This window comes from Streptomyces bambusae, assembly GCF_020532645.1.
In the GTDB taxonomy this organism is placed as follows: domain Bacteria; phylum Actinomycetota; class Actinomycetes; order Streptomycetales; family Streptomycetaceae; genus Streptomyces; species Streptomyces bambusae.
In genome coordinates this window covers 1-6,784 of sequence record NZ_JAJAUZ010000121.1, presented here as the reverse complement: position 1 = coordinate 6,784, position 6,784 = coordinate 1, and the positions used below count along the sequence as shown (strand labels likewise).

The window sequence follows — 6,784 nt, the reverse complement described above, 5'->3', positions numbered from 1 at the left end:
CCCTGCGCATCCACATCAACGGGTACTGGACGGGGTGCTTCCGCGCCCACCGCAGCAACTACGGCTGGGACAGCAGCCTTCAGTGCGCCGAGCACGGCCGCGACATCATGATCGGCACCACGGGCATGAACACGGCCATCGAAGCCGTCGAGTTCTACGCCCCGGCCGACCGCCGGGCCGGCGGCCGCGCCCACGTCCGCAACATCGGGGACGTCGCCGGTTCGCATCCGGGCGGCGACATGAGCCACGTCGTCGTCGGCACCGAAGGCCGGGCACTGCCCATCGAGCAGCTCTACCTCTTCATCCAGTAGCGCCCTGGGGTCTCGTCCTGGCGAACCTGCGACCGGGCCCCGGCCGCTGGCCGCCGGATCGGCACGGTGCGGGCGGCGTGGACGACCCGGGGCACCCGGCGCCGTGCGCGAAGGCCGAGGCCAGAGCTTCGCCTCACGGGGTGGTGTCCCGGCTCGGAAGGCGTTCCGGCTAGCGGACCTCGCTGGTGAGGAACGTGTGGATTTCGGCGGCGAGGTGGCGCATCTCCTCGCCGGCCGCGTGCACGGTGGTGGTCGTGAAGTGCCACTCCTCGGACGGGGGCCGGTCGTGGATACCCCACGTCAGGTGGACGTGGCCGCCGGGGCGGTGCTCCGCCGACAGGGTCAGATCGCGTTCGAGGGAGCGCCAGGTGCGCTCCCCTTCCCAGCCGCGGAAGTCCTCGGCCAGCGCGGAGAGGAAGGCGTCGAGGTCGTCGCCCTCCCAGGTCCGCACCAGGGTCTCGACGCGCACCCATTGCCCCTGCGCCGTCACGAGGAAGTCGAGCGTCGGGTCGTCCCCGAACGGCCTTGCCGGCTCTGAGAGCAGCAGGTGGACGGGGTGCGGTCCGGGGTCGCCCACGCGGAGCGCGAGCCTGCCGGAATCGTCGTAGTCGATCACGCGAACAGGCTAGAGGACAGGGCTGGGGTCGCCCCGCCACTTTTTTCGGACGGGCGGCCATGGGACGCGGTCGCCCTGCGGGATGCCCCCCTCTATGAGCCAACGCAGTATTTTTTGTGATTGCAACCATAGGGAGTCTGGTGGACGCCGAGAGGAATACGGTATTCCGTGAGCCGATATTGGCCGCTCCGCATGTGAAAGATCACCCACACAACTGTTGCCGAGAGGGCAGTGACCCGCCCTTTTTGGTCGGTCGACTGAATGTCCACGTCCCTCGAGCGCAGCATTCTGGTCACCCTCGCAGAATGATCTAGCCGCTGGGGAAGCGCGCGATTAATGTCTCCCTCGCATCCGGTGACACCGGGTGCGACACCCATTTCAAGGGAGAGAAGTGAAAATCAAGCTCAAGGCTGCCCTCGTAGCCGTGTGCGCCCCGGCCATCCTCGCTCTCGCATCGGCGCCCGCCCATGCGCTGCCCGGCTGGGATCTCACCCACACGCAGGCTGATATCGCAGGTACATGGGCGCGTGGTGAGTTCTGGAAGGGGAGTGACGGGCGCTGGTACATCGACGGCGACGTAAGGGACACCCTGAGTGACGGCAAGGGCGCGGCCCTCCGTCTCGTGGCCCTTTACAACGACGGTGGGAGCCGCCCGGAGAAGGTGTGGAACCAGCTCGGACACGGCAAGGACAAGCACTTCGCGTTCAATTTCGCCGGGAACATGAAGAGCATCTACTTGCAGGAATGCCAGCTGGTGGTCAAGGACCCCGTCCGTAAGATCGTCGACTACGGCGAATGCGCAAGCGTGCATTTCATCGCCCGGGATCTCTGATCGAAAATTAGTGCATAGTTTCCAGTGGGCGGACGCTGTTTTCATGGCATCCGCCCACTAGGGCTTCTATACGACTGCAAACGATCCGCAACGATCACGCACCACATCGTCTCGTGGCGGGCGCCGCACACCCGAGAGTCGCAGAGGCGCAAGTCGCCGACGTACAGCGGCAGGTTGGACTTCCGGGTCAACCTGCGCGGTATCAGCCGACGCCCGGCTCCAACCACCGCGGTACGCCGACCCGATGCTCACCTGCCCTGACTCCCCGATACACGGATTCCCGTGCCGGCCGGCAGTGGAGAGATGGAGTGGCGATGGGTGTGCGACCTGGTCGGCGACGGCAGCATCGCGGCCGCCTCCACGGTCGCACCGCCGCGATCGCCGACGGGACCGGCCACCCGTGGCCGGTGAGGGCCGGACCTGCATCGCCGTGGACGGCCTCGGCTCCCTCGGGAGCAGGGCGCCGAGCCGTTGCACGTCCGGCTGGTGGAGGGTGGGTCGCACGTCTCCGTACGCTGCTGCGCCGCGCCGAGTTCACGGCGGGTCCGCCGCCCCTCGCCGGAGGACAGCGTGCGGGTCTTCCGTGATCTGACGGTGGACACACGGGGGCTCGAGGTCCGCCGCGACGGCGAGCCGGTCGCGCTCACTCCGACCGAGCTGCGCCTGCTCCTGGAGTTCGTGGCCGCGCCGGGGGCGGCTCTGTCGCGGCGGAAGCTGTTGCGCGAGGTAATGGGACTACGGGTAGAGGGCGACTCCCTCGTCGTCGACCTGCCATCGACGACCTGAGCCGCAAGGCCCTCGACCGGCACATGCACTACGCCGCTCTGTCCACCCTTGCCGTCGTGGTCCCCACGACGCTGCTCGCCGCCGAACTCGTCCTGCGCCCACTGCGCCGCGTTGCAGGTACGGCACGGCGCATCCAGGGCACCCGAGTGGCGGAGCGGGACAACGGCCGAACCCCCGGGGGGCGTCAACGGGTGACCTGCCCACTGACGGGGCGCGTCCTGTGGTGCCTTGGCCGGGCATCGGGGACCTGACCGGCGACGGCCGGACCCATCTCGCCGCGTGCTCTCTACAACAGCCGGGAGACCGCATGGGCGAGAACGTCCACGGCGTCGCCGTCGAAGTAGCCCTCGTGCGCAGGCTCGGCAAGTTTCCGGTTCATCTCGTTCAGTCGCCTCCGCACCTCGCCCGGCGCACCGCGCATGGTCATCGTGCCGTCCCTGATGGGCCCCCCGAAGCCATCACCGTCCAGCAGGATTCCTTCTGCCCCGACGTAGATACGTCTTGAGAAGCCTCTGTCGGTGCTGTAGCCGAACGGCCATGCGCGGAGCTCATCCAACTGCGTCACCGTTGTGGTCGTCTTGTGTCTGTTGAAGAGGGTCGGGGTGTGGCTCACCTCCTCGTTCTGTACCCGAAGCCGGGGGGCCAGCGAGCGGGACCGGGCCATCGTGGCGTACAACGCCGCCAGCGTTCTCGGGAGACTGTTGAACAGCCATGCGGGGCGCTGGCCGGCCACGGCCGAGATGATGTCCGGGCCGAGGGTCTGGTTGTAGTTCTCCGAGTCGGTCCAGCCCCGGCGGGATGCGAGCCGGTGGACAACGCGTTCGATCGATCCTGCCTCGGTACGGAGCAGATGGCGTGCGACGGTCGGCAGAGCCACCTCGATCGCGTCCTGGTAGCACGAGGGACACAACAGCCCGTGCCACTCGGCCTGTGGCTGCTCGCCAGCCTCTGCCAGCAGGTCCCGGACCGTGTGGGGGTACGTCCGACACTCCCGGCGGCAAAAGGGCTCCCCACCAGCCACGCAACGTCCCACAGCCTGTGCTCCGCACGTGCAGTAGTCCATGTCGCATCCCCTCGTGAAGGCCGCCGCGCAGCGGAACGGGCTCGTGCCGGGACCTGAGGACAAGCCCACGCGCAAGCGAGGCAGGACGTGGGCTGACACGGACGGCGCGAGGCCGCCATTCTGCCGTCGCAGCCACCCTGCCGGGGCACGTTCCCCGACCTGCCCTGCACTGCCTCAGACGTTCGTACGCTGTTCCGCGCTCCCCACACGTCGTCCGTAGAGGTCCGCTCTGGAGCCGCGGTCCCGGACTCTGCCGTGCCGTTGTCGGCGTTCAGGAGATCGCCGACTTCGTTCGGCGGCGCTTGTCGTCGATGATGCGCCCGATCGTCTCCAGGGATTCCCGCTGCTTCCTGTGCCTCTCTGCCCCGGTCATGGGTCGCCGCTCTCCGAGCGCATTGAGGTCCTGGTCGAGTTCCGTCTGCAGCCTTGCGACCTCGGCCTGCAGCTTTTCCAGGGCCGCAGCGGTCTCGTCGAGGGACATGCCGGCGTCAGGCCTGCTGCCGACGTTGAGGGAATGGTAGGTGTTGGTGCCGGCATAGATTGCCAGGAGAGCACTGGCCAGGATGGCGAGGGTCCACAGTTCACCGCTCCCGAAGTCACCCATTTCGAGATCCCTGGCGGCGAGCAGGACCACCCACAACAGGCCGGCGGTCCCGGTCATGGTGACGACGGTTCCCACGGCAAGACCCCAAGCCGTGACGTGGTTCTCCTTGCGGAAGGCCTGTACGACGAAGGGAGCGGCACCTACGAGTCCGAGGCCGACCGCTGAGCCCACTGTCGCCAGAGCCATCACCGAATCAGTCTTGTCGCCCAGTGCTTTCAGGACACCCGATGCACCGAAAACCCCGGTGAAGGCTGCAGCCAGCAGCGTCATGTCACTGGCTACGGAATCCTTGAACGACCAGCTGTCATCCAGGTACTTGAGCGGCCTTGCCCACTCGCTCCTGGCCTTCCCCACCCATGCGACGAACGTGACGCCCACAACGATCGCTGCGCCGAGCAGCGACCAGAGGAAGCAGTACAGCAGGCCCCAGTTCGGGCTCGGTTTGGGACCGGGTGCCGCCGTGACCTGCACGGCCGTGCCTCCCGACAGGAGGTCCACTCGGAACGAGTCCCCTTCGGCGATCGTGCAGTCCTTCAGTCTCACCACGACCTCGGACTGGCGGTCGGGCTTCAGCACGTACCCCGACTCCACCACGGCGGTGCAGCTCCCCTGGGCGGGGACCGGCACGGCCTTTGCTTCGACCACCGCGTCCTTGCGAGTCAGGTTGAGGAGCGAAACGGCGACCGTCTCGCTGCCGTCCTCGTGGTGCTCCAGTACGGGGTTCTGGGTGACCAGGACGTAGTCACCGGGCTCCGCGAAGGCGGCACCGCTGGTGTACGCAAGGGAGAGCAAGCACAGGAACACGACAGTGGGCAATCGGGTCGGCACGTCCGTCTCCTTCGCCGGCAGGCGGCTGCGCCCCGGTGGTGGGGCACTCACCCCAGGGTGGACCCGTGGCTTTCCCATGGACGGGGTGGACGCGGCGAAACGCGGGTGGAGACCTCGACCGGACCAGGCCGTTCGGCCGGGACGAGAAGCGAGCGGTTGCGGTTGCCCGCTCGTCCCGGGGCCGCGCGGAGAGGGTTCAGAGCAGTTTCCAGTTGTGGTCGTCCTGGTCGCTGCAGTGGTAAAGGGTGAGGCGGGCGTCGTTGCCGCCTGTGCGGATGCCGTCCACGTCGAGGCACAGGCCGCTCTTGACGTTGACGATCCAGAAGGTGCCGTCGGGCCGAGGGGTGAGGGTGAAGAGCTGGTTGTCGGCGGAGGTTCCGACGCAGGTGTACTGGCTCACCTTGGCGCCGGCTGCCACCGCGCCGTAGTCGGGCACGTCGAGGCAGAGGCCGTCCTTGGGGCTGCGGATCGTGTACTCGCTGCTGCCGCCGGCGCCGGCGCCGCGGTAGTCCCATTGGAAGAGCTGGTTGTCCGCGGCCCCTCCGATGCACGTGTACTGGCTGACCGGACCGTCGATCCTTCCGGGACCCGTGTCGGGGATGTCGGCGCACTTGCCCGTGACGGTGTTGTACACGAGGTAGGGGCCGTGGGCGGCGGTGGCGGTGAGCCACTGGCCGAGGTCGTCGATGCGGGAGGCGATCGCGCCGGTGCGGGTTTCGGCCGGGTCGGCTCCCAGGCAGCCGCCCTGCCAGGACCGGCTCGCTACGGCAACCACCTCGCCGGCGGGGTTCAGGACCGGCCCGCCGGCGTCCCCCTTGCACAGGGCCTTGCCCTGGCCGGCCAGGTTCAGCGTGGTGGGAGTGACGGACGTCGTCGAGAAGGACGCCGTGTGGGCCTTGCCCGGCACCCACTCGGTCGCGGTCCGGCCGAGGCCGACGGCCGTGAGGTCCCCGCCCGGCACGGCAGCCGCGCCGGCGAACCTGGCCGGGGCCACGCCCTGCGCGGGGGCGGTCAGGCGGACGAGGGCAAGGTCCCGGTCGGCGCGCGGGACCAGCTCGGCGACCTGAACGGTCTGACCCGTGCCGAGGGTCGCCGTGGTCGCGCGGGCCGGCCTGCCGCGGCTGGCGGCGCTGCCGGGGACGTCCACGAGGCAGCTGGTGGCGGTGACGAGCCACCACGGGTTGAGGAGCGTCGCGGAGCAGCCGCGGGAGTCGGCTTCCCCACCCACCGTCAGCGTGGCGGTGTAGGAGTGGGTGCCGCTCAAGGCCTCGGGGCCCGTGACCGCCTGGGTCGGGGTGGCCGTGAGCAGGGCTGCGGTCAGTGCGCCTGCGAGGAGCGGAAGTGCGGTGCGCAATCCGGTGCGGGGCCGGGTGGCGACGGACATGACGGGATCCTCGACTCTCGGTTCGGACGTGGACGTGGTGACGTGATCCAAGGCGTGGGCGTGGCTGAGCGCTGGCGTCGTACGCGGTTCACGTCGTGGGCTGGAACCTGCCGCTGGGGGTCGGGCAGGTGGTGAGGCAGTGCGCTCGGTCCGGGGCGCCGGCGGGATGGGTCGGGTGCGGCGGTGTCCGCCGGGCCTGTCCGCGCGGCGTCGGTCCGACCGGGTGGTCAGGGGAGCTGGATGGCGTTCCAGTTCCAGCCGGCTGCGGCGGGGACCCCGTAGCTGCTGGTGAAGGGCCGGATCAGACCCGCCGCGTCGGCAAGACCCGTGTACATCATCACCGAACCATCCGCATGCCGG

Annotated in this window: 7 protein-coding genes; 3 read left to right on the top strand and 4 right to left on the bottom strand. The window is 69.0% G+C overall.

The window, feature by feature from the left end; genetic code table 11:
- A partial coding sequence (locus LG634_RS37285; RefSeq protein WP_226740961.1) for a hypothetical protein occupies positions 1–311 on the top strand: 311 nt, incomplete at its 5' end.
- A 169-nt stretch (positions 312–480) separates the two neighbouring features.
- Here the strand turns inward: LG634_RS37285 and LG634_RS37280 are convergent.
- On the bottom strand, positions 481–927 hold the full coding sequence (locus tag LG634_RS37280; protein WP_226740960.1) for a DUF6228 family protein: 447 nt from the start codon (positions 925–927) through the stop codon (positions 481–483).
- Positions 928–1,318: 391 nt separating this feature from the next.
- On the opposite strand from LG634_RS37280, the gene LG634_RS37275 reads away from it, so the two are divergent.
- Together LG634_RS37275 and LG634_RS37270 are read left to right on the top strand one after the other, a co-directional pair.
- Positions 1,319–1,759, top strand: coding sequence for a hypothetical protein (locus tag LG634_RS37275; protein WP_226740959.1), 441 nt, complete (start codon positions 1,319–1,321; stop codon positions 1,757–1,759).
- Positions 1,760–2,353: 594 nt separating this feature from the next.
- Entirely contained in the window at positions 2,354–2,545 is a 192-nt protein-coding gene (locus LG634_RS37270) for a winged helix-turn-helix domain-containing protein (RefSeq protein WP_308072762.1), read from the top strand.
- A 286-nt stretch (positions 2,546–2,831) separates the two neighbouring features.
- Here the strand turns inward: LG634_RS37270 and LG634_RS37260 are convergent, their stop codons facing one another.
- The 3 genes from LG634_RS37260 to LG634_RS37250 form a co-directional block, all read right to left on the bottom strand.
- On the bottom strand, positions 2,832–3,608 hold the full coding sequence (locus LG634_RS37260) for a hypothetical protein (protein ID WP_226740958.1): 777 nt from the start codon (positions 3,606–3,608) through the stop codon (positions 2,832–2,834).
- A gap of 271 nt (positions 3,609–3,879) precedes the next feature.
- Positions 3,880–5,040, bottom strand: a complete 1,161-nt coding sequence (locus LG634_RS37255; RefSeq protein ID WP_226740957.1) for a hypothetical protein — start codon at positions 5,038–5,040, stop codon at positions 3,880–3,882.
- 196 nt (positions 5,041–5,236) lie between these two features.
- Positions 5,237–6,424, bottom strand: a complete 1,188-nt coding sequence (locus LG634_RS37250) for an RICIN domain-containing protein (protein ID WP_226740956.1) — start codon at positions 6,422–6,424, stop codon at positions 5,237–5,239.
- Between the last annotated feature and the right edge of the window lie 360 nt (positions 6,425–6,784).

Excerpts from the sequence above, each read along its gene's own strand:
- LG634_RS37260 (WP_226740958.1), bottom strand. The coding sequence starts at position 3,608 with ATGGACTACTGCACGTGCGGAGCACAGGCTGTGGGACGTTGCGTGGCT.
- LG634_RS37250 (WP_226740956.1), bottom strand. The coding sequence starts at position 6,424 with ATGTCCGTCGCCACCCGGCCCCGCACCGGATTGCGCACCGCACTTCCG.